Annotated in this window: 19 protein-coding genes, 1 tRNA gene, 1 other RNA gene and 5 pseudogenes; 11 read left to right on the top strand and 15 right to left on the bottom strand. The window is 37.2% G+C overall.

What is annotated here, in order from left to right; translation table 11 throughout:
• Positions 1-776: 776 nt before the first annotated feature.
• The 4 genes from ACLKMH_RS22075 to ACLKMH_RS22060 all read left to right on the top strand — a co-directional run bounded on the left by ACLKMH_RS22075 (position 777) and on the right by ACLKMH_RS22060 (position 3967).
• A complete protein-coding gene (locus ACLKMH_RS22075) occupies positions 777-2408 on the top strand; it encodes a diguanylate cyclase domain-containing protein (RefSeq protein ID WP_413699976.1) in 1632 nt (543 codons plus the stop codon).
• A gap of 35 nt (positions 2409-2443) precedes the next feature.
• Complete coding sequence (locus ACLKMH_RS22070; RefSeq protein ID WP_413699975.1) at positions 2444-2794, top strand: EAL domain-containing protein; 351 nt, start codon at positions 2444-2446, stop codon at positions 2792-2794.
• A gap of 290 nt (positions 2795-3084) precedes the next feature.
• On the top strand, positions 3085-3795 hold the full coding sequence (locus tag ACLKMH_RS22065; RefSeq protein ID WP_413699974.1) for an FG-GAP repeat domain-containing protein: 711 nt from the start codon (positions 3085-3087) through the stop codon (positions 3793-3795).
• Positions 3782-3967, top strand: a complete 186-nt coding sequence (locus ACLKMH_RS22060; protein WP_413699973.1) for a hypothetical protein — start codon at positions 3782-3784, stop codon at positions 3965-3967. The genes ACLKMH_RS22065 and ACLKMH_RS22060 overlap by 14 nt, the downstream gene beginning before the upstream one ends.
• Before the next feature lie 67 nt (positions 3968-4034).
• Here ACLKMH_RS22060 and ACLKMH_RS22055 read toward each other — a convergent pair whose 3' ends face one another.
• Complete coding sequence (locus ACLKMH_RS22055) at positions 4035-4922, bottom strand: LysR family transcriptional regulator (protein WP_413699972.1); 888 nt, start codon at positions 4920-4922, stop codon at positions 4035-4037.
• A 128-nt stretch (positions 4923-5050) separates the two neighbouring features.
• Here ACLKMH_RS22055 and ACLKMH_RS22050 point away from each other — a divergent pair, with 128 nt between their 5' ends.
• Entirely contained in the window at positions 5051-6022 is a 972-nt protein-coding gene (locus ACLKMH_RS22050) for an aldo/keto reductase (protein ID WP_413702441.1), read from the top strand.
• Positions 6023-6357: 335 nt separating this feature from the next.
• On the opposite strand, the gene ACLKMH_RS22045 is transcribed toward ACLKMH_RS22050, so the two are convergent.
• From ACLKMH_RS22045 to rpsU, 7 genes and pseudogenes are all read right to left on the bottom strand, one after another.
• A complete protein-coding gene (locus ACLKMH_RS22045) occupies positions 6358-6654 on the bottom strand; it encodes a hypothetical protein (protein ID WP_413699971.1) in 297 nt (98 codons plus the stop codon).
• Complete coding sequence (locus ACLKMH_RS22040; protein WP_413699970.1) at positions 6644-7132, bottom strand: hypothetical protein; 489 nt, start codon at positions 7130-7132, stop codon at positions 6644-6646. The genes ACLKMH_RS22045 and ACLKMH_RS22040 overlap by 11 nt, the downstream gene beginning before the upstream one ends.
• A gap of 380 nt (positions 7133-7512) precedes the next feature.
• Positions 7513-7589: transfer RNA gene (locus ACLKMH_RS22035), tRNA-Ile, on the bottom strand.
• Positions 7590-8342: 753 nt separating this feature from the next.
• A pseudogene (gene rpoD / locus ACLKMH_RS22030) lies at positions 8343-10206 on the bottom strand (RNA polymerase sigma factor RpoD).
• 85 nt (positions 10207-10291) lie between these two features.
• Positions 10292-12045, bottom strand: a pseudogene (gene dnaG / locus ACLKMH_RS22025) (DNA primase).
• 218 nt (positions 12046-12263) lie between these two features.
• Positions 12264-12707: a GatB/YqeY domain-containing protein gene (locus ACLKMH_RS22020; RefSeq protein ID WP_413699969.1), complete on the bottom strand. Its 444-nt coding sequence runs from the start codon at positions 12705-12707 to the stop codon at positions 12264-12266.
• Positions 12708-12733: 26 nt separating this feature from the next.
• Complete coding sequence (rpsU, locus tag ACLKMH_RS22015) at positions 12734-12949, bottom strand: 30S ribosomal protein S21 (RefSeq protein ID WP_015464331.1); 216 nt, start codon at positions 12947-12949, stop codon at positions 12734-12736.
• A 237-nt stretch (positions 12950-13186) separates the two neighbouring features.
• On the opposite strand from rpsU, the pseudogene tsaD reads away from it, so the two are divergent.
• A pseudogene (gene tsaD, locus ACLKMH_RS22010) lies at positions 13187-14202 on the top strand (tRNA (adenosine(37)-N6)-threonylcarbamoyltransferase complex transferase subunit TsaD).
• 125 nt (positions 14203-14327) lie between these two features.
• Here tsaD and hemB read toward each other — a convergent pair.
• The 7 genes and pseudogenes from hemB to ACLKMH_RS21975 form a co-directional block, all read right to left on the bottom strand.
• Positions 14328-15343 (bottom strand): annotated as a pseudogene (gene hemB, locus ACLKMH_RS22005) (porphobilinogen synthase).
• Positions 15344-15366: 23 nt separating this feature from the next.
• Positions 15367-16146, bottom strand: coding sequence for a TatD family hydrolase (locus tag ACLKMH_RS22000; protein ID WP_413699968.1), 780 nt, complete (start codon positions 16144-16146; stop codon positions 15367-15369).
• Between the two features lie 101 nt (positions 16147-16247).
• Positions 16248-17478 (bottom strand): annotated as a pseudogene (gene serA / locus ACLKMH_RS21995) (phosphoglycerate dehydrogenase).
• A gap of 227 nt (positions 17479-17705) precedes the next feature.
• Positions 17706-18362 (bottom strand): ribose-5-phosphate isomerase RpiA, encoded by a 657-nt coding sequence (gene rpiA, locus ACLKMH_RS21990; protein WP_413699967.1) that lies wholly within the window; start codon positions 18360-18362, stop codon positions 17706-17708.
• A gap of 91 nt (positions 18363-18453) precedes the next feature.
• On the bottom strand, positions 18454-19044 hold the full coding sequence (locus tag ACLKMH_RS21985; protein WP_413699966.1) for a 5-formyltetrahydrofolate cyclo-ligase: 591 nt from the start codon (positions 19042-19044) through the stop codon (positions 18454-18456).
• Positions 19045-19117: 73 nt separating this feature from the next.
• Positions 19118-19301, bottom strand: a non-coding RNA gene (gene ssrS, locus ACLKMH_RS21980) — 6S RNA.
• A gap of 205 nt (positions 19302-19506) precedes the next feature.
• Positions 19507-19809, bottom strand: coding sequence for a cell division protein ZapA (locus tag ACLKMH_RS21975; protein WP_413699965.1), 303 nt, complete (start codon positions 19807-19809; stop codon positions 19507-19509).
• Between the two features lie 140 nt (positions 19810-19949).
• Here ACLKMH_RS21975 and ACLKMH_RS21970 point away from each other — a divergent pair, with 140 nt between their 5' ends.
• Genes ACLKMH_RS21970 through ACLKMH_RS21950 form a run of 5 tightly spaced genes read left to right on the top strand, consistent with a single transcriptional unit; the run spans position 19950 to position 24327 of the window.
• Complete coding sequence (locus ACLKMH_RS21970) at positions 19950-20519, top strand: UPF0149 family protein (RefSeq protein ID WP_413699964.1); 570 nt, start codon at positions 19950-19952, stop codon at positions 20517-20519.
• A gap of 19 nt (positions 20520-20538) precedes the next feature.
• Entirely contained in the window at positions 20539-21852 is a 1314-nt protein-coding gene (gene pepP, locus ACLKMH_RS21965) for a Xaa-Pro aminopeptidase (protein WP_413699963.1), read from the top strand.
• A 42-nt stretch (positions 21853-21894) separates the two neighbouring features.
• The gene (locus ACLKMH_RS21960; protein ID WP_413699962.1) at positions 21895-22425 is read left to right on the top strand and encodes an FAD-dependent monooxygenase; all 531 of its coding nucleotides are present in this window, start codon (positions 21895-21897) and stop codon (positions 22423-22425) included.
• The gene (locus ACLKMH_RS21955; protein WP_413699961.1) at positions 22400-23125 is read left to right on the top strand and encodes an FAD-dependent monooxygenase; all 726 of its coding nucleotides are present in this window, start codon (positions 22400-22402) and stop codon (positions 23123-23125) included. The genes ACLKMH_RS21960 and ACLKMH_RS21955 overlap by 26 nt, the downstream gene beginning before the upstream one ends.
• Positions 23122-24327 carry an FAD-dependent monooxygenase gene (locus ACLKMH_RS21950; RefSeq protein ID WP_413699960.1) on the top strand — a complete coding sequence of 402 codons (1206 nt, stop codon included), beginning with the start codon at positions 23122-23124 and terminating at the stop codon, positions 24325-24327. The genes ACLKMH_RS21955 and ACLKMH_RS21950 overlap by 4 nt, the downstream gene beginning before the upstream one ends.
• Positions 24328-24388 lie beyond the last annotated feature (61 nt).

Below are 24388 nucleotides of genomic sequence, written 5' to 3'. Positions count from 1 at the left end.
TTAGTTCTTTACGTAGTTCAGATTTATTAATCTTAAGTTGATTTTACATGTAGCAGGAAAATAGTATTGATTGAGATTGCTAATTAGTTAAATTTTTAGTCTATCAAAATTATTAACTAATATACGTAAGCACTTATACAGAACGAGGTTGAAAGGATGATTACCAATGACTAGGAATAGCTTCACAAACACCTAGTAAATTTGATTAAAATCATCCCTAATATGTTTATGACCTAACAAAAGCTTATGTCAGCTTATGGCTAACTGTTAACCTAAAGTATGGCCGATAACTAACGTCAAAAATGCGCACTAAGTGATCTTAATTTATTAGTGGCGACCTTAATGTTATTTAGTGGCCACAGTAAGTGTTATTAGGTTGCAGAGTAGGATGAAAATGACTGGCAGTTTCTGATGTAATTGGATGGCACAACGGATGTAATTGTCTAGCAGAATTGCTTTTCGAGCTAGCGACCTGCAGGGCAAGTTTTGAGGCAAGTATCTTCGTTGTTAGAAAGTATTGATTTAACCCGTTAGATCTTTAACTTTCTGCCTAGAAGCCACTCACCTCACAACTTGCTGAACTTTGCATCTTGAATGGTAATGGGTATATAAGCGCATAACTGATTATTATTTAATTTGTTGAAGAGTATCTCTTTTGAAAAATTAAACTAAGTGTCCTAATCTAAAGTGGTGTAATAATACATATATAATTTTCATATTGTCTTGTAATTGTCATTTTTTGTTATTTAAAGAGACAATAATAATAAGGATCCTTTGTGACCTCTGATATTAATTTAAAAATGATTATTCTATTATTTTTTCTTTCTCTAGCCGCATTTTTATCACATCGAATAGGTTTAATGGATACCTCATTTTCTGTTTTGGATGAAACAAAAGACATCCCTAGAAAATTAATTAAGAGTAAAGGTGTAAGTGTATATTTTGATAAAAGTGATGGCCTGGCAGTGCGCTGTCAACTTGAAAACATTGAAGCATATAACTTCTGTGGTGTTGGTATTGCTTTAAGCGGTAAAAGTCTCAAGCAAGGAATAGATTTAAGTGTTTTCAGTCGAGTACAGCTTTCATTAAAATATAATGCACCAATTAGTGATGGAAAATTAAAAATTTCATTTAGAAATTATAATGATAAATATTCCACTGAAAAAGACATGGTTTCATTAAAGTTTAATAGTATTGCCTATAACCCTAATTTATATAACTCTTCTGTCAGGATCCCACTAGCCGCACTAAAAGTCGATAATTGGTGGATTGAGCAATACAAAATAAGTTTTGATAATAGCCAAGTAGAATTATCAAATGTCGCTTTCCTTGAGATTCTTACAAATAGTATGAATGCTCCTGGTGATTATTCTATTGAAATTAAGAGTATAACTTTATATGGAGAAATAATTTCAGAATCAAATCTATTGAGGCTTACATTATTGGTTTGGTTAATTGTTATAATTTATCTCATCACACTACAGCGGAATAAATTAAAGCGTTTATCAATGAGCGATACATTGACAGGACTTCATAATCGTCAAGGCGTGCAGACTTGGACAAATAAAAGAATTTCTTCTTTAAACAAACAAAATCAACTTTATATGTTTTATATAGACCTTGATGACTTTAAAAAAGTTAACGATACCTATGGGCATCATGTCGGAGATAATTTATTAGTTGCTTTTTCTGAGCAGGTTCAAAACTATTTAGATTTAAATCTAAAAACACCCTATGCTTTTTCAAGACTTTCTGGCGATGAATTTGTCCTCGTTACTATAGGTTTGCAAAGAGATAAAATTATTCATTTTACAGAAAACTTACTTAAAACATTGGATGCGCCTCTTTTATTAGAAAATCATCAAACTTATATTCGAGCTAGTTTAGGTATTTCAGAGTTTAAAGACGAGGTTAACTCATTCGATGATTTACTTGGAAGAGCTGATTCAGCAATGTATTACGCTAAAAATGAAGGTAAAAATCGTTATAAACTGTTTGATCAAAGTATTTCTCAAGATATTTTTTTCCATAAACAAACAGCTGAAAAAATTAAGAATGCAATAATTCAAAATGACTTCCACCTAAATTTTATGCCTATCTTTGATGCTAAAAATTTAAAAATAATCAGTGTTGAAGTCTTATTAAGAACAAACTCCGACGCGCTGAAAGGTATTGGTCCTGATGTATTTATTCCAATTGCTGAAAAGTATAATTTGATCAAAGATATTGACCTATGGGTGATTGAAGCGAGTTTTCAGCAAATAGCCCAAGAAAAAGATTTCTTAAGTGAAAACCCACTCATTTTTTGTATTAATATATCTGCGGCAGAACTACATAACCCTCTCTTTGTTACGCAATTAAAGGCCTTGTTGAGCTTATACAAAATATCCCCGAGATCATTGAATTAGAAATTACGGAAACCAGTTTAGTTGAAACAGATGAAATGAGTATCACAACGCTTGAAGATATTCGAAGCTTAGGTATCAAATTATCTTTAGATGATTTTGGTACCGGGTATACCGCATTTTCACAACTCATCAATTATCCAGTCGATACGTTAAAGATTGATAAATCATTTATTGATAATTTAAGCCTTGGCGAAGAAACACAAGGTGCGATGATTAAAGCAATAATTTCAATCGCGAAATCTTATCATTTAAAAACAATTGGGGAAGGTGTTGAGACGAGAGAGCAATATGAGTTTTTAGTTGAGCTGGGCTGTGATTATATACAAGGCTATTTATTTGCTAAACCTATGCTTTGGAATGATGTAAAAAGCTATTTTGATACCTGATGTTCTTCTGATGTTGAAGCTAAGTGACTGAATAAGTGAACAATAATTTATTTTCTATTAACAAAGTGTAGTGGCCATACAAGAGAATACCTTTTAAGTAGAATTAAGTTTATTATCGATCCATCATGCTTTTAGGTTTGGTTTGTATCAAAGTAAATAAAAAGTATGATAAGTTCATTCTTTATTCTAAAAGTTAACGGTTTTATACCTGCAGAGAGGATAAATAAGTCATGCAGTATTCATTTGATAAATATCTAAAGTTACGTACAAACGAGATTAAGTCGAAAACAATGCGAACTACAATTGCGTTATTGCTTCTAATATTATGGCTCTCGTCTAATATAAGACCTACCAGTGCCAACGAACTTTCGATTTACCCTAGCGAATCTCCTTTACCAGTTAATATTAATAAAACACAAGCAGGTCAACTTCCACTTAGTCGTGTCGCTTATGGTACAAAAAATATAGCTAAAGCTTGGTTTGCAGGTGCAACTGATCGTTATCAACATAATGTGCTTGGTGATGCATTAGAGGCATCATTGCTTGTCGTAGAAATGGCCGATGGGAAGCGATTAAAAATAGAACTTCCGAGCAACCGTGTATTTGAAGATCTTGAACCTCGTCTTGTAGATATCAATAATGATGGCTCTGAAGATATTATTGTTATTGAAAGTGATACTCGCTCAGGGGCATCACTTGCGGTATATAGCATTATCGATTTTCAATTGGTAAAAATTGCATCAAGTCCTTTTATTGGAACCCCATATAGGTGGCTTAATCCAGTAGGCGCAGGGGATTTTGATGGCGATGGTGAAGTAGATATTGTCGCTATTATTACGCCACATATTGGTGGTTTCTTGCGATTATACCACCTCACTGGAGATAAACTGATTGAGTTCGCGGAATATTCGGGTGCAAGTACTCATAGTATTGGCAGTACTGAACTTGGTTTGGGGCAAGTTATTGCAAGCATCACCGCGAGATCTATTGCTCGTGCCTAATCGCACTCGTCAAGCCCTGATGTTATTGGAGTGGACAGAAAATGGCTGGCATGAGCGTGGTAAGGTTTCTTTACAGGGTCGACTAACTTCTTCTTTGGTATTAGTTAAAGCAGACCGTTGGCGCTTTCAGCTCGATAATGGTGCTTTTTATGAGGTGCAAATTAATCTCTAATAATTTAAGTCAGTTGCTATTCTTTATTTGTAAACAATTATTACTAGGTTCAAAAAACTGTATTGGCTTACAAATTTAAAGCAGGATTTTTAAAATAATTTTGTAAGGATTCAATAAAAGCTTGTAACTTTGCTGGTACATAGGTCATTTGAGGATAAATGAGGTAAAGGTCATTTGTTTGTGTTGAGACATCTGAAGACAGAATTTCAATTAACTGACCATTAATCAGCTCTTTTTGAACATAATAGCTAGGCACTCGAATGATACCTTTACCCTGAATAGCTAGTTGTTTAAGCACGTGATTATCATTCATTGACATCCACCCATTAACGTCAATATCTGATTTTACCATAGGCCATGTTTGTTGATGCGGAGTGGCCATGCATTGATGTAAATGCATTTCATCGATGCTTTGAGGCTCTCCATACGTGCTGAGATAAGAAGGTGAAGCGACTAATATATGACGATATGAAAACAGTTTTTTAGCGACCATATTCTCGGGTGGGGTAGTTGTTGCCCTAATAGCGATGTCTATTTCATTTTGCATAAGGTCGAAATTAGTATAGCTAGAGTTTATTTCAAAGCTCATTTTGGGGTGAGTAGATTTAAACTGATGACAAATATCAACCAGAAATACTTCTGTAAACATCTTAGGAGCTGTTATTCCTAACTTTCCACTTATGTTTTCATTTTCCTCATGAATATTTTTTTGAAATAGCCGCAATTGTTTTCTAATATCAATTCCATGATTATATGCTCTGTGACCTTCGGATGTTAAACGCATATGCCTAGTAGATCGCACCAGTAATTTTGCTTTCAAATCCTCCTCAAGAATTTTAATTTGTTTTGATAAGAAGCCTTTTGAAATGCCAAGGGTATCCTTTGCTTTTGTAAAACTGCCTTGTTCTACTACCTCCAGAAACATCATCAATCGCTCTACATTTTTAAAATTCATAAGCAGTTACACCATTAATTCATTTTTTGTTTCCAAATAGTAAACAATGAGTTTGCTGTTAGCTACTTTTTTGTTGCATATGAAAGGAATAGTATCGCTATATAACAGAAAAATTAAAGAGGTAAATGATGAAACAATATTCAATTAATAAATACCTGCCTAAAGCAAGTAAGATTGCTTATGGTTGTATGGGGTTAGGTGGCGGATGGAATGAAAACCCAGTAACCACAGAAAATATTAATCAAGCACGCAGTATTATTGAGACAGCTTTAGAATCAGGTATAAATGTATTTGACCATGCTGACATATATACATTCAATAAAGCTGAAACTGCATTCGGAGAGGCTTTAAAGCAAGATCCATCTCTGCGTGAGAAAATGTATATTCAATCAAAGTGTGGTATTCGCTTCGAAGATGATAGCGCTCCTGGGCGTTATGATTTCTCTGCTGATTGGGTTAACAAATCAGTTGATGGCATTTTACAACGCTTACAGATAGAAAAATTAGATGTCTTACTTTTACATAGACCAGACCCTTTAATGAACACTGAAGAACTCGCAGAAGCCTTGCTGAAGTTGCGAAATTCAGGTAAATTTGAACATCTGGGTGTTTCCAATATGAACCACCATCAAATCAATTTTCTTCAGTCGTCACTTAATTTAACCGTAGTAGCAAATCAAGTTGAAATGTCTCTTGCGAACTTAGATTGGTTGAATGAGGGAGTCATGGTAGGTACGCCTGATGAGAATAATAATAATTATGTCGCGGGTATGATGGAATTTTGTCGCTTGAATGATATACAGCTCCAAGCATGGGGGAGCTTAGCAAGAGGTGTTTTTTCTGAAAAAGGAATAAACTCTGAGCACCAACATATACGTGAGACCTCACAGTATGTCATGCAGTTATGTGAAAAGTATGAAGTGCCAAGTGAAGTGATTGTACTGATGTTTTTACTTCGTCACCCTGCAAATATTCAACCTATTATTGGCACCACAAATCTGGACCGTATAAGAGCAAGTACGACCGCCACTGAGAACTCACTTTCTCGTGAAGAGTGGTATCACTTATTCGTAAAAGCGAGAAATAGTAAGTTGCCTTAGTTGCATCTAAACCTAATATTTATAAGCCTTTAGAAAGCAAAAGCATCTTTAAGTGATTGTAACGAACGTTTTCAAATTACTTTAAAGGTGCCTCTTAGTATTGCTTAAACCAGAGCGTTGTCGTTTTCAGTTCGATATTGTGGCTTACTATGAGATTGAATTGAATAGCATTGAGCATCAAGATTTAATAGCACTTAATGTCATATTAAAAAATATAAAACCTGCTAAGTACATCGCGGTATGTCTGTTTTAGCTCAAATCTAAACTAACAGTTACCATTAAAAAACGGGTAACTGTCAAATCAAGTCTGAGCTATTACAGCTAAAGCAAATCTCCTAAGCCGTTAAATACTGACTCCAAGCCTGTTGATAAAGTTGCTGTGATTCTTTTCTGAGTTTATTGATAGAAGCTACCTCTATTTCGCTTAACTCCCGATTATCTGTCAGTTGTAAACGTTCTATTTGTTGAATCTGTTCGTAATTATCATGTTCTTTACCGTTTTTAATAACCGAAAAAGCTTCTAAATGTAGTTGAACTTCAGCAATGATTTTACTTTCTGGTAATCGTACTAAGAGATTTAAATCTCGGTATCCAGATGCTTTAGGTGTAGTGAAATTATTTTTAATGCGCACCAGTTCTCGCCTTCTGATCAAATAATGCAAAAGTGTCCATCAATGTTGGTACATCTTGGGAAACAATAGTCGTGCGGGCTAAATCAGTGATTTTCTCATTAGCACCAGAAAGATCACTGTTAATTTTATCTATCGCACGTAATTTTGATTTAACACCAGAAGTAAGCAGTGTGCTGTTACTTTGCATTGCAATCTCTTTACTTAGCACTTCTAATTCCGTTTGTCCGGCGATAGCATTTTGGTATAACAGTTCAAATTCACTATAGGGTTGCTTAATCTGAACACTTTGAAATGCTTTCACATTGTATAACTTAGTCAGAGATTCACTGTTTGAATCTTTGTGTATTGATTGTGCAGATTGTATTGAAGGTAATAAAAAACTATCGGATACAATATCTCGATTTAGTTGAGTCGGTTGCGCATTAGCTTGAGATGAAATGGCTAATAAAACACAAAGGGTCTGGAATAACTTTTTCATTAAAAACTCCCAATTTAAATAACGGTGTTTCATTGGTCTGAAATAGAAAGGTGTGTTCTATTTGTACAATATCAGTGGGAAGGTTAATTATGAGTTAACAGGTGAGCTATTAATATTAACTAGGCGAATATTACTGGTTAGTTTGAATTATCACATACATGATGGGTAGGGTACTTGTAGTAATACGGTAATCGTAGTTAATTCGTATGAGAAGAGAAAGTGGTCATTAACTTAGTAACAGTTTGTTGGTGTTACTTACAGTGTTACTTAAAATTGTGGATATTACAAATCGTTATAAAACGTAGTTGGAAGCTAAACCCAGTGTTTATGGGGCTTTAGAAAGCAAAAAAGACGCTAAAAAGCGTCTTTAATGTTAAAAGTGGTGGCCCCTCCCCGACTTGAACGGGGGACCTGACGATTATGAGTCGTATGCTCTAACCAACTGAGCTAAGGGGCCAAATTTTGTATTATTAGCGAGCTTACTCTAACCATCTATTTCAGGCTAGGCTAAGGGGCCAAATTTTGTATTATTAGCGAGCTTACTCTAACCATCTATTTCAGGCTAGGCTAAGGGGCCAAATTTTGTAATATTAGCGAGCTTACTCTAACCATCTATTTCAGGCTAGGCTAAGGGGCCAAATTTTGTATTATTAGCGAGCTTACTCTAACCATCTATTTCAGGCTAGGCTAAGGGGCCAAATTTTGTATTATTAGCGAGCTTACTCTAACCATCTATTTCAGGCTAGGCTAAGGGGCCAAATTTTGTATTATTAGCGAGCTTACTCTAACCATCTATTTCAGGCTAGGCTAAGGGGCCAATATTATTGCTAATATTTGAGACGCGATTATATAAGCTCTTATTTTTCCTGTCTACCTTATGTTATTCGTTTGCCTATTTATTCTACAGAGTTCGCAAAATAACTAGTTTTAAACGATTCATACCTATGAATAAACTTTTTGGCGTTCATCAGTTATTGTTTTTAAAGCAAAAAAATCCTGCCGTAGCAGGATTTCTTAGCTTCTAGCTTCTTATTCGTCTAAGAAGTCAGCGAAGTTGTTCGCTTCGGCTTGGGTGACGTAGCTTACGTAATGCTTTTGCTTAAAATAGACGTTCACGGTTTTTATGAGGTAAGGTTCGAATGGCTTACCTTAATAACAGGCAAAAAAATCCTGCCGTAGCAGGATTTCTTAGCTTCTAGCTTCTAGCTTCTTATTCGTCTAAGAAGCTACGAAGTTGTTCGCTTCGGCTTGGGTGACGTAGTTTACGTAATGCTTTTGCTTCAATTTGACGGATACGCTCACGTGTCACGTCGAATTGCTTACCAACTTCCTCTAAGGTGTGGTCTGTATTCATATCGATACCAAAACGCATACGTAATACTTTTGCTTCACGTGCCGTTAAACCTTCTAATACATCATTGGTTGCATTTTTAAGGCTTTCACTTGTTGCACAGTCAACAGGTAATGCAATAGTAGTATCTTCAATAAAGTCACCTAAGTGCGAATCTTCATCGTCACCAATTGGCGTTTCCATTGAAATTGGCTCTTTCGCTATTTTTAATACCTTACGGATTTTATCTTCAGGCATCATCATTCGTTCAGCAAGTTCTTCTGGCTGTGGCTCACGGCCCATTTCTTGTAACATTTGACGAGAGATACGGTTAAGTTTATTAATCGTTTCAATCATATGTACAGGAATACGGATAGTACGCGCTTGGTCAGCAATAGAACGAGTAATCGCTTGACGGATCCACCATGTTGCATAAGTTGAGAATTTGTAACCACGACGGTATTCAAATTTATCTACTGCTTTCATTAGGCCGATATTACCCTCTTGGATAAGGTCTAAGAATTGCAAGCCACGGTTAGTGTATTTTTTAGCAATCGAGATAACTAGACGTAAGTTAGCTTCTACCATTTCTTTTTTAGCACGACGAGCTTTCGCTTCACCAATGCTCATGTTACGAGAAATTTCTTTTAAGTTAGCTATGGTTAAAGCAGTTTCTTGCTCAACACTGATCATTTTACGTAAACAACGTTGCAAATCTTCATCAAACTCTTTGATGCGCTCTGCGTAATCAGTTTTAGTTGCATAAATTGCTTCAATCCAACTTTCGTTAGTTTCGTTACCTTTAAACAAGCTAATAAATGCTTTTTTCGGCATTTTATTTTGTTCAACACAGATTTTTAATACTAAACGTTCCTGTGTACGTACGGTTGTCATCGACGCGCGAATAGCGGTTACCATGCGATCGAATTGTTTTGGTATCAGTTTAAATTGTTGGAAAAACTCTGCTTGTTCGATAATTGCCGCACGTGTTTTAGCGTGACCTCGGCCATTTTTAGCAATTGAGTCTTCTACAACTTTATTTAGTTTACGTAATTCAGCAAATTTTTCTGCAGATTCTTCAGGACAAGGGCCTTTTGGACCTTCTTCTTCACTATCAAGATCATCATCTTCGTCGTCTTCATCATCATCTTTATCTTCATCTTTAAGTTGAGATTCTGTTAATTCTGAACCGATATGTGTTGCTGAAACTGATTGTGAGATTTCATCGTTAGGGTCAACAAAGCCACTGATCATATCTGTGAGCTTCATTTCATCTGCTTCGTAGCTATCCCAATTATCTAATAAACCGGTAATAGTCGCAGGGTATTCTGATACTGAGTTTTGAACTTCTTTGATGCCTTCTTCAATACGTTTCGCAATGACAATTTCGCCTTCACGTGTAAGAAGTTCAACGGTTCCCATTTCTCGCATATACATACGTACAGGATCCGTTGTTCGGCCAATTTCTGATTCTACCGTTGCTAGTACTTGTGCGTACCGCTTCTACCGCATCTTCGTCTGCAGTATCGTTACTTTCTTCACCTAGGCTAATTTCATCAGCATCAGGAGCATTTTCATAAACTTTAATGCCCATATCACCGATCATTTGAATGATATCTTCAATTTGTTCTGGTTCAAAAATGTCTTGTGGTAAATGATCGTTAACTTCGGCGTAGGTTAAAAAGCCTTTCTCTTTACCTTTAATAATAAGTTCTTTAAGCTGTGACTGAGGTGTTTGAGCCATAGATACCGTCCAAAATAGAAAGATGTTATTGAAAAAAATGCAAGCGCCAAATTATACGCTTTAATTGCAAATTTTTCCAGTTTGATTATATTTGTTTTTGTTCGCTAAGTAGTATTGCCAGCTGTTGTGTTTCTTCGCTTGTTAATGCATCACTAGATCGCGCTTTTTGTTTTAAATATTCGATTTTATTATTGAGATGAAGGTTAAGAAATTTCTCTAATATATCGAGGAAAAGATCCTCATGCTTATCTTCCTTCACATCATTTTTCCATACTGCTAATTGATTCAATTGCTTGCTTTGTGGCGTTTCTCGCCAATGTTCAAGCAACTGACCTGTAGTTATATTGGGACTCTCTCGACAAATTTCAAGGAGAGAGTTCAATATATTTAATCCTGGTAGCTGTAATTCTTTAAATTCAGGAAAATTAGGCAATCCGTAGCCTATTTGCGGGTGCTCTGCAACAATAAAGATATGGCTAGGCGCATCGGTGTTGTTTTGTTTTGCACCGCTTTTTTAGTGTTATTTTCCTGTTTAGGTAATAATTTTTGTAAGCCTTCTAATTCTATACCTAATAATTTTGTTAATCGTTCTTCCATCATCTGCCTGAAAATAGATTCATTTAATTGGCTGATTAGCGGAATTGCTAGCTGTGCTAATTTTGATTTGCTATCACTACTGCTCATATCAACCTGTGCTAATAGTTGCTGAAACAGAAAATCCGAAAGTGGGATAGATTGGCCAATTAAATGCTCAAATTGCTCTTTACCCTCTTTTTGCACAAAACTATCTGGGTCTTCACCATCCGCTAAGAACATAAAACGTAATGACCTGCCATCTTGAATATAGGGAAGGGCATTTTCTAAAGCACGCCAAGCGAGCACTTCTGCCTGCCTTATCACCATCAAAACAGCAGACTATTTCACTGGTATGACGAAACAGTGTATGAATATGATCAGGTGTTGTGGCTGTGCCAAGGGAAGCAACAGAATAATCGATGCCATATTGAGCAAGTGCAACCACATCCATATAACCTTCGACGACTAATATGCGTTCGATGGTTTTATGGGCTTGCTTTACTTGGTATAAACCGTAAAGCTCTTTGCCTTTATGAAATAGGGGCGTTTCAGGTGAGTTAAGGTATTTAGGTTCTTGATTATCAAAAACTCGTCCACCAAAACCAACTACTCGACCGCGTCTATCAAGAATAGGAAACATTAAGCGATCATTAAAGAAATCGTAATTACCACCACTGTCACGGTTTTTTATCATACCCGCTTCAAGCAGTTGTTTCTGTGTTTCTGCTGAGTTGGCAAAACGTTTGCAAATATTATCCCAACCTTCAGGGGCATAACCGATTTTAAAATGCTTGACGGTTTTGCCTGAAAGGCCACGACCTTTTAAGTAGTTTATTACTTTTTCACTATTTTTATGTTGTGACAGTTGTTGTTGGTAATATTTGGTGATTTCTTCCATTAACAGATAGGTATCTTTTCTATCCACATAGGGTACGGGCTGTCCGCCAGATTGAATATTGTCTTCTCTTGGGACTTCGAGGCCTAGTTTTGAGGCGAGTGTTTCGATGGCATCAACAAACTCTAACCCTTCGTATTCCATGACAAAGGTAAGTGCATTGCCACTCGCTCCACAGTTGAAACAATGATAAAACTGTTGTTTATCATTAACTGAAAAACTGGTGTCATTATTACCATTATGGAAAGGACAACGGGCGCGATAACTGCCACCTTTTTTTTCAGTTTTATCTGACTGTCAATTAGGTCAACAATATCTGTACGGGAAATTAAGTCATCAATAAAGTTTCGAGGAATGCGACCAGCCATGTTCTCACCAATTACTCACACCAATTGTATTAATTATATGCCCAAAATGTTATCTAGAAAAATTGTTTAGTTTGAGTTGGAAGTAAGCAATTTTAATAGTATTATCGGGAAGCTAATTATTACGATTGGTATAATTATTAAAAAACAAAATTACAAACAAAAAAGCCTCAAACTTATTGCTAAGTATGAGGCTTTTTTAATTCAAAAGAAACGTTTGTTTAAACTAAGCCCGCTCTTACGAGAGCACTTACTTCACCCATATCCGCTTTTCCTGAAATATCTTTTTTCAGTACGCCCATCACTTTACCCATGTCTTGCATGCCACTTGCTCCTGTTGACGCGATAGCTTGCTCGATTAAAGCTTTTACTTCATCAGAAGTGAGTGGTTGGGGTAGAAACTCTTGCAAAACTGCAAGTTCTGTCTTCTCTATATCAGCAAGATCAGCTCGATTTGCTTTTTCAAATTGAGAAATTGAATCTTTACGTTGCTTCACTGATTTAATAACAACAGCCGTCACTGCGTCATCATCTAGTTCAATACGTTCATCAACTTCAATTTGTTTAATCGTTGCAAGCAACATACGGATAGTACCTAAACGGATCTTATCCTTCGCTCGCATTGCGAGTATTTGTTGCTCTTTTAATTTTGCTTTTAAAGACATAGGTTACCTTTTCTAAGTCAGTTGAATTAGTAAAGGCGAACGCGACGTGCGTTTTCACGAGAAAGTTTTTTCAAGTGACGTTTAACTGCAGCTGCTTTAGCGCGTTTACGTACTGTAGTAGGTTTCTCAAAGTATTCACGTTTACGTGTTTCTGCTAAGATACCTGCTTTTTCACAAGAACGTTTAAAACGACGAAGTGCTACGTCAAATGGTTCGTTTTCACGAAGTTTAATTACTGGCATGTGCCTATTACCTTTATGGTTACGGTCGTAAAGCGACCAATGCATTTAAAATGGTGCGAGATTTTAATCCTATTTGGGGTTAAAAGTAAAGGCTTACCGTATTAAATTTTCAGAAATACGATAAAAGATTTTTTTAGCATCATATTTAAATAACTATATTTGTATTTTTAGGGAGTAAAAACAGATCTATCACGGTAAACTATGCTTTTTATTATTGTATTTAAGGACTGGCTCGCTATGCGAATCTTAGGTATCGAAACCTCCTGTGATGAAACAGGCATTGCGATCTATGATGATCAATTAGGATTACTTTCACACCAACTTTATAGCCAAGTGGCTGTGCATGCAGATTATGGTGGTGTTGTACCTGAACTGGCTTCTCGTGATCATGTACGTAAAACCATCCCTTTAATTAAAGAAGCGCTGGCGCTTGCTAATTGTACTAAAGAAGATATTGATGCAATCGCCTTTACTGCTGGCCCTGGCTTAGTGGGAGCATTATTAGTTGGCTCATGTATTGGCCGTAGTTTAGCTTTTGCTTGGGGCGTACCTGCTATTGCAGTACACCATATGGAAGGGCATTTATTAGCACCTATGCTAGAAGACAATAAACCTGATTTCCTTTTTAGCTTTATTAGTCTCAGGTGGCCACACCTTAATGGTAAAGGTAGAAAACATAGGTGAATATGAAGTTTTAGGTGAAAGCATTGATGATCTCGCCGGTGAGGCCTTTGATAAAACAGCTAAACTATTAGGCTTGGATTATCCCGGTGGCCCTCGATTAGCAAAAATGGCCGAGCAGGGCACTCCAGGACGTTTTGTTTTTCCTCGTCCGATGACTAACAAGCCTGGTTTAGATTTTAGCTTCAGTGGCTTAAAAACAGCAACTGCTATTACCATTGCTGAACTAGGGAGATGATGCACAAACTCAAGCTGATATCGCCTGTGCATTTCAGGATGCGGTAATTGATACCATTGCCATAAAATGTAAACGTGCTTTAAAACAAACTGGCCTAAAACGTCTTGTGGTTGCAGGCGGCGTGAGTGCGAATACTTCCCTGCGTGAACAGTTAGCTGTGTTGATGAAAAATAATGGTGGCGAAGCCTTTTATCCGCGAAATGAATTTTGTACTGATAATGGTGCAATGATTGCTTATGCTGGCATGCAACGTTTAAAAGCAGGACAATTTGAATCTTTAGCGATTAAAGCAAAACCGCGCTGGCCTTTAGATACCTTAGAGAGCGTCGATTAGCCGTTGCTAGGTTAATATTTTTGTCATGATTTTCAAATAATAAACCCGCTTTGATAGCGGGTTTATTATTTATTTGCTATTTGCTATTTGCTATTTGCTATTTGCTATTTGCTATTTGCTATTTGCTATTTTTGCTGTTGTTCTTCTTTTAACCAAATCGCGACTTGTTTGGCGAAGTAGGTTAGTACGCCATTTGCACCTGCTCGTTTAAAGCACAGCAGTGATTCCATCACACATTCTTTCTCTTTTAACCAGCCGTTATCAATGGTCGCTTTATGCATCGCATATTCGCCACTTACTTGATAGGCAAAGGTCGGTACTTGTAATTCAGTTTTGACACGACGGACAATATCAAGGTAAGGCATACCGGGTTTCACCATTACCATATCAGCACCTTCGCTGATATCTAATGCAACTTCATGAATCGCTTCATCACTGTTGGCTGGATCCATTTGGTAGGTTGATTTATTCCCCCTTTTAAGTTACTTGCTGCGCTGACGGCATCACGAAATGGTCCATAGTAGTTTGATGCATATTTAGCACTGTAAGCCATAATTTGAGTGTTGATATAACCTGCTTGCTCTAGTGCTTTACGTATTGCACCGATACGGCCGTCCATCATATCGGAAGGGGCGACAATATCTGCACCAGCCTGTGCGTGTGAGAGTGCTTGTTTTACCAGTATTTCTGTGGTGATATCGTTAAGTACATAACCATTATCATCAATAATGCCATCTTGGCCATGTGTGGTAAAAGGGTCTAGAGCAACATCGGTGATCACACCTAAATCAGGGCATGCTTCTTTAATTTGCATCACTGCTCGTTGAGCAAGTCCTTCGGCGTTATAAGCTTCTTCAGCCATTTCTGTTTTTATATCATCGGGTGTTACTGGAAATAGCGCTACGGCTGGAATACCTAAGGCTTCAAGCTCTAGACATTCTGCGACTAATAAATCCAGAGAAAGTCTTTCAATACCTGGCATTGATGGAATTGCTTCACGGCGATTAGTGCCTTCTAAAACAAACATTGGATAAATGAGATCATTAACGGATAACTGGTTTTCAGCAACAAGACGGCGAGAAAAATCGTGCTTACGTAAACGGCGTAAACGACGAGCAGGAAAACTTTGAGAGATGGCCATGCGGGATCCTTTTGTTTTAATCATTAAATTTTAAAAAACAGTCTACTGTTTTGCTCTGTTTGTTGCACTAATTGTTTCAGTGACTCACCTCGTGCATTAGCGATTGTTTCTGCAATATAAGGTAAATACTTAGGTTCATTGCGACTTGATTTAGGTTTTGGGCGCATTGAGCGAGGTAACAAGTAAGGCCCGTCAGTTTCAATCATCAAACGGTCACTTGGAATTAATTTCACTAATTCATATAACTCAGTGCCTCGTCGTTCATCACAAATCCAGCCTGTAATGCCAATATGAATGTCTAGTGCAAGACAAGCTTCTAAATCCTCACGAGAGCCAGTAAAGCAATGCAATACTGCATTAGGTAGTTGTTTGATAAAAGGCTTTAGTATTTCAATAAAACGCTTATTTGCATCACGTTCATGCATAAAAACAGGTAATTGTAATTCAACCGCTAAAGCAAGTTGTTGTTCAAAGGCGAACTCTTGTTCTTTAGGTGTCGAAAAATTACGATTAAAGTCTAAACCACATTCTCCAATTACCTTTACCTGCTGGTTACTGGCAATTGTTCGTAGCATGTTCAGGCTATCCTTGTTAAAGGTTTTTGCGTCATGGGGATGAATGCCTGCAGTACAATAAAGGTAATCTGGATATTGCAAACACAGCTCAAGTGCCTGTTCACTTTCTTCAATTGATGTGCCAGTAACAATTAAATTGTTAACATTCGCTTGTTTAGCATTAGTGATCACTTGATCAAGATCTTTATCAAAGCGCTTATTGGTTAAATTGATGCCAATATCGATCATATTTGTTGTTCCCATAAAACAAAAAAGGGTAAATAGTTTAACTATTTACCCTTAAAAAAACATTGTTTATTACGTTTAATTTATCTTAACTAGCAATAAATTTAGTTAAGTAAACGAGCTCTAATAGTACCTTCAATTGCTTTTAGTTTAAGCAATGCAGTATCTGCATCTTCACTGTCGACATCAATAACAACGTAACCAATATTCGCGTCCGTTTGTAGGTATTGTGCGAGCAATGTTGATATTCGCTTCAGCAAAAGCCAAGTTGATTTTTGTTAAAATACCAGGCTGATTTTTATGGATATGCAATAGTCGACTTGCATCTGCATGGCTTGGTAACGATACTTCAGGGAAGTTTTTAGAAGACAGCGTTGAACCATTGTCAGAATATTTAACAAGTTTACCCGCTACTTCGTAACCGATGTTTTCCTGTGCTTCCTGTGTGCTACCACCTACGTGAGGCGTTAAAATAACATTATCGAATTTACGCAGAGGAGATACAAATTCTTCTTTGTTAGATTTAGGCTCTGTCGGGAATACGTCAATCGCGACGCCTGACAGTTTTTTGCTTTCAAGTGCATCACAAAGAGCAGGGATATCAACTACCGTACCACGTGCCGCATTCATGAAAATAGCGCCATCTTTCATTTGAGAAAATTCTTTTGCGCCAATCATGTTTTTAGTTGAATCAACTTCAGGTACGTGCAAGCTAACCACATCTGATTGACCAAGTAACTCTTCAAGTGAAGCAATTTGAGTTGCATTACCTAGGGTTAATTTATTTTCAACGTCATAAAAAGAAACACGGAAACCTAAATTTTCAGCCAAGATACCGAATTGTGTTCCGATATGACCGTAACCAATAATGCCTAAGTTTTTACCACGAGCTTCGTATGAACCGTTTGCAGACTTATCCCACTCACCACGGTGAGCTTTAGCGTTACGCTCAGGAATGCCACGTAATAATAATAACGCTTGTCCTAATACTAATTCTGCTACGCTTCGTGTATTTGAAAAAGGTGCGTTAAATACAACTACGCCTTTTTTCTGTGTCGCTTCTAAGTCAACTTGGTTTGTACCAATACAGAAACAACCAATACCAACGAGTTTATCAGCAGTTGCTAATACTTTTTCATTCAGGTTTGAACGGCTACGAATACCAATAAAATGAACACCCTTAATTTTCTCGATTAAATCTTCTTCGCTAAGGGACGTTTTAATGCTTTCGATATTTTTATAACCAGCGGCAATAAAAGTATCTACTGAGCTTTGGTGTAAGCCTTCTAAAAGAAGGATTTTGATTTTATCTTTGTCGAGTGAAAACTTGGTCATTTTAGTTCCTTGCAACCTACAGGTGAGGTAAATGGGCAAACAATAATTAAAAAAATGGGTGAAAAATTTTAGTTGGCATAAAATAGCAAAAATAAGTGCTATTGGAAACTTATGTGAGCTAATTCACATATAAAAAATGATGATTTTTAATACTTTATTCTTATATACAAGAAACTTGTTAATAGCTTACTTAACCATTAACAAGTTGCCGAATATAACAAGCTGGTTTATTTTAGCGTTTTCACGCCATCAGCTGTTCCAACTAGCACCACATCGGCACCACGGTCAGCAAATAAACCATTTGTTACTACGCCAACAATGGCATTAATTTGTGCTTCTAATTTTAGTGGCTCAGAAATTTTCATATTGTGTACATCTAATATGATATTACCGTTATCTGTTATCACACCTTCACGGTAAACAGGATCACCACCTAATTTCACAAGCTGACGAGCAACATAACTGCGCGCCATCGGGATCACTTCAACAGGTAATGGGAAGTCACCTAAAATATCAACATTTTTAGTATCATCAACGATACAAATAAATTTTTTGGCTACAGTCGCAACGATTTTTTCTCGTGTTAATGCCGCACCACCACCTTTGATCATGTGGTTAAATGGATTGATTTCATCCGCGCCATCAACATAAACACTTAAATCAGAAACAGAGTTCAGTTCAAAGACTTCAATGCCATATTCTTTAAGTTTTGCTGTTGATGCTTCAGAACTTGAAACAGCGCCTTCGATGTCATTTTTCATTGTTGCTAAAGCATCAATAAAGTGATTAACCGTAGAGCCCGTGCCTACACCAACAATACTGTCTTTTTCGACGTATTCTAATGCCGCAAAGCGTACTGCTTTTTTCTTATCATCCTGAGTCATTATTTTATTTCCTGAAGTGAGCGCTAATAAATTGGCGAGATTATAGCCTGATATTACGCATACAGTACAATAAAACTGTTAAATTTTTATGTTAAAAACGGTGCACTTTAGAAGGGGTAATTATTTTAGGAAGAGGAACATCCCAAGACTCAATAGGAAGTTGTGCGACCTGTTGGCAATCATGTGCGAGGCCAATCGGATATGGCCCAGTTTGTTGCTTAAACCAGGGCGCCAAGGTACGATCATAATACCCGCCACCCATACCAATTCTGTTGCCTTGTGCATCGAAGGCAACTAATGGTGTGCATATCATGTCAAGCTTTTTAACAGGCAAAACTAACTGGATATCTAATTTTGGCTCAGCAATACCATATTGGTTTTTGATCATTTCTGTTGTTGCTGTGTAATGTAAAAACAGCAAATGGCCTTTAGTAAATGGATGAAGTACAGGTAAATACACCTGTTTATTATTCTTCCAGCACCACTCGATAAAAGGTTGTGTTGATATTTCTCCGTCAAAGGCTAATGAAATAGCTATATGAGTCGATTGTTGTACCTGTGGCAGTGTGATTAGATTAGATAAAAGCTTTTTCGCATCAATAGTTTGTTGTTGTAGCGATAAAGAGCGTCGTGCTAAACGAACTTTTTGACGAATTTGATTACGGGAAAGTACATTAGTCATAGATAGTATTTTAAAGGTAAGAGATGCACAGATTTTGCTTTTAACTGATAGCTTAATACTGACAGCTAAGTGTAAGAAACCCAAGGATATCGTTATTGACTGTGACCTTAAACCCGAAGGTCAAGGTGGCGTCTCAGTGTTTACCGCAGGCTTCTCGATACAAGCCGAGCTTGCTCAATAGTAAACAATCCAAGTCGCCGGGGTATTACTTATCGGCTCAGGGACTTAGTCAAGATTAGCGGATACCCGAGGGTTGAAATAACCTTACGCGTTTTTTATTCTGTTTAAAAGTACTTTTTGAGGATTTTGGTTTGTTTGGTGATTGATCGAACAATTTGAAATCACATTTTTTAAGAAAATTTATCGATAGCAATTTGGGTATGAAAAAGTCAAAGACACGTTGAAAAAAACAAAGGTTAATGTTAATCAATCGGATGAAATTGAGGTATGTTTGTTTTGCTTTTACTCAATCTTTTCAGTTGTTGGGCGTAACGCTTGTTCGATAGAATCTTGTAATAACTGAATGCGTTCATTTAACTCACGCGTATATTGTTCGTTTTTGATTCTTTCGACATTTAACTGATGACAATAGTTAAGAGCGACCATCACAATATGCTGTTCATTACGACGTCCAGGCGCCTGAGCTTTCATGCTTTTTAGTTTGTCATTAAATTGAATCACTGACTTTTCTAGGTTTTCCTCTTCACCATCAGGACAGCCCATTTTGTAGTGTTGACCTAAAATAGTGATATCAAGATGTGCCATAACCTACCTATATAAGAAAGAAGCCTAGAAAAGAAACTCTAATATAGCTAGCTAGTTAGCAACTTTCAAGTAAATACTAGCGACAAGAGTTATGTAAGGGTAGTATTCTGTTTATAATTAATCGTGATAGAGTAACGCTGATGAGTATTGAACCTTTGCCAAGTTTTAACCAAATAACCGATGTTTTACAGGAAGCTGAACTATTTACTAGTGCCTCTGAGGTGCATGGTTTATTGTCGGGCTTTATCTGTGGAGGCACTGATCTCAATTCAAATAGCTGGCAGTCCCATTTTAATGACATAGTAAATGAAGGAATGGGCTTACCGCAAAAAGCCAAGAAACTGATTATTTCTATACATAGCCAAGTAGTTAGTCAATTTACTGATGATGGTTTAGGTTTTAATTTATTATTACCAGACGATGAACAACCACTGGATGATCGTTGTGATTTGATGTCGCAATGGGCGCAGGGTTTTTTAGTCGGTTTTGGCATGGTACAACCTGCACTTAAGGAAGCCAGTGAAGAAATTCAGGAGCTGATTAAAGATATCCGTGATATCTCTCAGGTCAGTTTAGAATTTGAACAAGAAGATGAAGAATCTGAAATCGCCTACGCAGAAATTGTTGAATATTTGCGTGTTGGTGCGATGCTTTGTTTTAACCATTTCTCGCGCAAGCCTAATGCGCCTTCATCGAAGACTATCCACTAATAACTAGAAGAACATAATAATGAGCCTATTTCAGCAACGAAGAATTGAATTTATTAATAAAATGCAGGCAAATAGCATGGCATTATTTCCTGTCGCCCATGAAACAATACGTAATAATGACTGCGAATACCCATTTCGACAAAATAGTGACTTTCATTATCTGACTGGATTTAGTGAACCAGATGCGTTGCTGATGTTAACCAATATCGATGGTGTTGCTCGCGTTATTTTATTTAATCGTAAAAAAGACAAAAGTGCTGAAATTTGGCATGGCTACCGTTTAGGTCAAGAAGAAGCGCCAGCTAAGTTAGCGGTTGACCAAGCCTATGGCATTGATGAATTTGAAACGCGACTTGAGTCGATGATTAATGGTATCGATGCCTTGTATTACCCAATGTTTCAAAACGATGCCTTAGATCACACCCTGAAAACCATTATTAACAAATTACGCGCTTCAAAACGCAAAGGCGCAATTGTGCCAAATTGTTATTTTGATTGTTTACCGATTTTACATGAAATGCGTGTTATTAAATCCGAACGAGAAGCAGAATTACTTGCTGAAGCCGCTGAGATTTCAGCCTCTGGACATATTCGCGCGATGCAAGCCTGTTATCCGGGGATGTGGGAATACCAATTAGAAGCAGAAATAAAACATCAGTTTGCACTACAGGGAACACGTGATGTTGCTTATAACAGTATTGTTGCAGGTGGCAATAACGCCTGTATTTTGCATTACACTGAAAATAACAAACAATTAAAAAGTGGCGATTTAGTGCTAATAGATGCGGGAGCTGAGTATCAAGGTTATGCCGGTGATATTACTCGTACTTTTCCTGTTAACGGTAAATTTACAGATCATCAAGCGCAGTTATATCAATTAGTATTAGACATTCAAGTGTCGGCCATTAATCAGGTAAAACCTGGTGTAGCGATGGCAGATATCAATAAAAAAGTAGTTTCAAAACTCGTTGATGGATTATTAGCATTAGGGCTTTTAAGTGGCGATAGCGAAGCATTAATTGCCGATGAAAGTTACAAAGACTTTTACATGCATGGCATTGGTCATTATTTAGGCTTAGATGTACATGATGCAGGTAGCTATGGCACCTTAGATGATCCTCGTGTTTTAGAAGCAGGTATGGCTATTACCATTGAACCTGGTTTATATGTAAGCAACGATGCGGACGTGGATGATTGCTGGAAAGGCATTGGTATTCGTATCGAAGACGACTTATTAGTGACAGAGCAAGGGGCTGAAGTGCTTAGCGCCGATGTGCCTAAAACCATTGATGAAATCGAAGCATTGATGGCGGACGCCAAAGCCCATGGTTGAAAAAAGACACAACAATCAAAGACAGAGAAATCACTACAAGCAATGCAACAGGCTGATATTGTTATTGTGGGAGCAGGTATGTCCGGCTGTTTGTTGGCGCTTGCTATCGTCAAGCAGTCTCCTGCACTTGATGTTGTGTTAATTGATGATAACCCTGAAAAAGTCGATAAAGGGGCTCACCCAGGGTTTGATAATCGTAGTATTGCACTGAGTGCCGGTAGTTGTGATTTGTTAGATGAATTGGGGTTATGGCATAGATTACAAAAAAATGCCCAACCAATTGATGATATTCATATTTCAGATCGCGGTAATTTGGGCATTGTTAATCTTGACAAACCCAAGGGCAACTTACCCTTTGGTTCTGTTGTTGAATTACAAGATGTAGGTGCTGTGTTGCAACAACAATTAGCACAATTTCCACAGGTAAAACGTATTTACAATAGCGCTTTGACTAATATACAAAAGCAAGCGCACACTATCACCTGCACCATACAAAACAAGTTAGAAAACAGCTTAGAAAATGCAACACAAATCGAAGCGAAACTATGTGTTGCTCGCCGATGGGGCGAATAGTTTAACTAATCAACTTTTATCAATTTCTAACACACAATATGATTATCAATGTTCAGCCATTATTGCCAATGTAAGTGTTGATAAAGCCCATCTGAATAAAGCCTATGAACGCTTTACCGATGCTGGCCCTCTTGCATTATTGCCTCTTTCTGAAAATCGTTATTCCTTAGTCTGGTCAGTAAAAAATAGTGAAGTAAATGACTTAATGGACTTGGAAGATGCCGACTTTTTAACTGCTCTACAAAAGGCTTTTGGCTATCGCGCAGGTATCTTTGAAAAAGCTGGAAAACGATTTAGTTATCCACTTAAATTAATTGTCTCAGCTAAACCAATCACACATCGAGGTGTTGCGATAGGCAATGCGACACATTGTTTACATCCAGTAATGGGACAAGGTTTTAACCTTGGTATGCGAGATATTAGTGTACTTGCTAAGGTTATCTCTGAACTTGATGATATTAAACAATTAGGTGACTATTCAATGTTAGCGGGCTACTGGCAAGCACGACAAAAAGACCAGCAACGTACCATTAATATGACTGATTCGATTGTGCATATTTTTAGCAATAGCCATTTTCCCTTTGTTGTTGGGCGCACCATGGCCTTAAAAGCAATGTCTTTATTTCCTTCATTGAGTAGTCCCATTGTGAAACAAGCCAAAGGGCAATTTAACCTATTAACACAAGAAGAAAGATCATGATGTTATCCTATGATTTAACCATTATCGGTGGTGGTATGGTGGGGCTGACACTGGCCGCTACATTAGCTAAAAGTAACTTAAATATCGCTATCATTGAAAATAAAGAAGCGAAGCCATTACAGGATTCACCTGCTACTCGCGTCAGCGCTATTAGTGCGACCAGTAAAACAATCTTTGAAAAAATGAATGTTTGGCAACATATCGATACACAACGCATCACACCTTATCAAACGATGTATGTTTGGGAAAAAGATAGTTTTGGCAAAATTGCTTTTGATGCACAACAGGTAGAAGCGGAACAGCTAGGTTATATTATTGAAAATGAACAAATTCAACATGCTTTACAGGCAAGTGTTCAAAAACAAGCTAATGTGACTTTTTATCACCCCGATAAGTTAACCAATATTGCATTAGGCGAGGGTGAAGCTTGGTTAACACTGGAAAGCGGAAAAAATATAACCACTAAGCTGGTGGTTGGTGCAGATGGTGCAAACTCTTGGGTACGTAATAAAGTTGATATTCCACTCACACATTGGGATTATAATCACCATGCCTTAGTGGCCACTGTTAAAACCGATCTTGCTCATGAATATTGTGCCAGACAGGTGTTTACGCCAGAGGGGCCATTAGCCTTTTTACCGCTTTTTGAAGAAAACCTCTGCTCAATTGTATGGTCTGTTTCACCTGAAAAAGCAAAACAACTACAAGCACTTTCTGAGCTTGAATTTAATAAGCAATTAACCCGTACCTTCGATAATCGTTTAGGCTTTTGTGAAGTTCAAAGTGAGCGACATAGTTTCCCGCTAACCATGCGTTATGCTCGTGATTTTGCAAAACATCGTATTGCATTGATTGGTGATGCGGCGCATACCATTCACCCGCTAGCCGGTCAGGGAGTCAATTTAGGTTTATTAGATGCAGTTAGCCTTGCACAGTGCATCTTAGAAAATAACCAAGCTGATAAAGATATTGGTGTTTATGCTAATTTGCGTCATTTTGAACGTTGGCGTAAAACGGAAGCCGCACAAATGGTGGCTTCAATGGAAGTATTAAAGCAACTCTTCCATGGGGATAATCCAGTGCAAAAAACAATCCGAGACTTAGCATTAGTTTTTGCTGATAATGTTAACCCGCTAAAAAAACAATTTATTAAACAAGCAATGGGCTTAAGTGGTGAGTTGCCGAGTATTTTGAATCCCTAGTAAAACGTAATTACTCAGGCCGTTGCTATTTAAGCCTATTTCATCGTTGGAAAATGCTCAC

The organism is Psychromonas sp. KJ10-10 (assembly GCF_047323245.1).
Lineage (GTDB): Bacteria > Pseudomonadota > Gammaproteobacteria > Enterobacterales > Psychromonadaceae > Psychromonas.
Note: the sequence above shows the minus strand (reverse complement) of the source record. Positions and strands in the feature narration are given on the sequence as shown.

What these genes read in the sequence shown, in the direction of transcription:
- ACLKMH_RS21975 (WP_413699965.1), bottom strand. Translation starts at nt 19,809, where the DNA reads ATGGCACATCTTGATATCACTATTTTAGGTCAACACTACAAAATGGGC.
- pepP (WP_413699963.1), top strand. Translation starts at nt 20,539, where the DNA reads ATGAGCCTATTTCAGCAACGAAGAATTGAATTTATTAATAAAATGCAG.
- ACLKMH_RS22055 (WP_413699972.1), bottom strand. Translation starts at nt 4,922, where the DNA reads ATGAATTTTAAAAATGTAGAGCGATTGATGATGTTTCTGGAGGTAGTA.
- ACLKMH_RS22065 (WP_413699974.1), top strand. Translation starts at nt 3,085, where the DNA reads ATGCGAACTACAATTGCGTTATTGCTTCTAATATTATGGCTCTCGTCT.
- ACLKMH_RS21950 (WP_413699960.1), top strand. Translation starts at nt 23,122, where the DNA reads ATGATGTTATCCTATGATTTAACCATTATCGGTGGTGGTATGGTGGGG.
- rpsU (WP_015464331.1), bottom strand. Translation starts at nt 12,949, where the DNA reads ATGCCAGTAATTAAACTTCGTGAAAACGAACCATTTGACGTAGCACTT.
- ACLKMH_RS21960 (WP_413699962.1), top strand. Translation starts at nt 21,895, where the DNA reads ATGCAACAGGCTGATATTGTTATTGTGGGAGCAGGTATGTCCGGCTGT.
- ACLKMH_RS22040 (WP_413699970.1), bottom strand. Translation starts at nt 7,132, where the DNA reads ATGAAAAAGTTATTCCAGACCCTTTGTGTTTTATTAGCCATTTCATCT.
- rpiA (WP_413699967.1), bottom strand. Translation starts at nt 18,362, where the DNA reads ATGACTCAGGATGATAAGAAAAAAGCAGTACGCTTTGCGGCATTAGAA.
- ACLKMH_RS22050 (WP_413702441.1), top strand. Translation starts at nt 5,051, where the DNA reads ATGAAACAATATTCAATTAATAAATACCTGCCTAAAGCAAGTAAGATT.
- ACLKMH_RS21970 (WP_413699964.1), top strand. Translation starts at nt 19,950, where the DNA reads ATGAGTATTGAACCTTTGCCAAGTTTTAACCAAATAACCGATGTTTTA.
- ACLKMH_RS22020 (WP_413699969.1), bottom strand. Translation starts at nt 12,707, where the DNA reads ATGTCTTTAAAAGCAAAATTAAAAGAGCAACAAATACTCGCAATGCGA.
- ACLKMH_RS22070 (WP_413699975.1), top strand. Translation starts at nt 2,444, where the DNA reads ATGAGTATCACAACGCTTGAAGATATTCGAAGCTTAGGTATCAAATTA.
- ACLKMH_RS21985 (WP_413699966.1), bottom strand. Translation starts at nt 19,044, where the DNA reads ATGACTAATGTACTTTCCCGTAATCAAATTCGTCAAAAAGTTCGTTTA.
- ACLKMH_RS22000 (WP_413699968.1), bottom strand. Translation starts at nt 16,146, where the DNA reads ATGATCGATATTGGCATCAATTTAACCAATAAGCGCTTTGATAAAGAT.